Annotated in this window: 1 protein-coding gene; it reads right to left on the bottom strand. The window is 40.4% G+C overall.

Annotation, left to right across the window (positions count from 1 at the left end; all coding sequences use genetic code 11):
* Window positions 1-206 precede the first annotated feature (206 nt).
* On the bottom strand, window positions 207-789 hold a 583-nt coding region (locus ACPW7N_RS26665; RefSeq protein ID WP_425654876.1), incomplete at its 5' end, for a DUF4367 domain-containing protein.

Genomic DNA, 789 nt, shown 5'->3' with positions numbered 1-789 from the left:
GAGGTTTTTTGCTATACCCTAATTTAGTATACCAAGAAATTTATGAATTACCTAGAACAAAGGATTGACAAACATTAGCTGGTTTTCTTGAACACGAATGGTAAAGAATAAAAACTTTACTTCCTTAAATTTTTTATTCTTTCTGATACTATGACAAATGCAAAACAAAAGAGGCAGAATCTCCGCCTCTTTATTGTTGCTGATCATTATTTTCCACCTAATCCATACGTCGAATTCGCTACCTTAACCATCTCTTCTTCCGGCAGGTCGCCTGTCAAAGTGAACTCCACTCCGTCCAGTTCCCAAGTCAGCACTCGTCTTTGTCCGTTTGTATCCGTGAGTACACCGATTGTAAATCCGAGATCAATCGGCATACCTTGTTCATAGGAGACCGAAGCTTCTGTTGGACGAGATTCCATCAAACGATAGTTGTATGCTCCTTTATAATCAAGGACAACCACTTGCTCACCATTTCGTTTGATTGGTTCAATTCCGACTTGTGTGACACCTTCTGGAACATAGGTTGGTTCAATGACACCGAACTGACTGGAAGGTGGTTTCTTCACTATTCCGCCTCCAGCTATTGTTGGCACGGCTGTCAAGGCACTGGTCATGTTTCGGTCTTTGTCGAAGGCATCTTTATCGAAAGGAGGATCAAAAGTAAAGTCAGTGAAGGAAATTTCAACCATCGAATTCATATTGCTATCCATTATTTCAGCTTTGGTTGGCTTGAAATCTTCAGTTAACCAAATTTTTTGCTTGGTGAGAGAGCGGTTTCCACTATAATTC

Source organism: Brevibacillus nigriterrae (assembly GCF_049846925.1).
Taxonomy (GTDB): domain Bacteria; phylum Bacillota; class Bacilli; order Brevibacillales; family Brevibacillaceae; genus Brevibacillus_H.
Note: the sequence above shows the minus strand (reverse complement) of the source record. Positions and strands in the feature narration are given on the sequence as shown.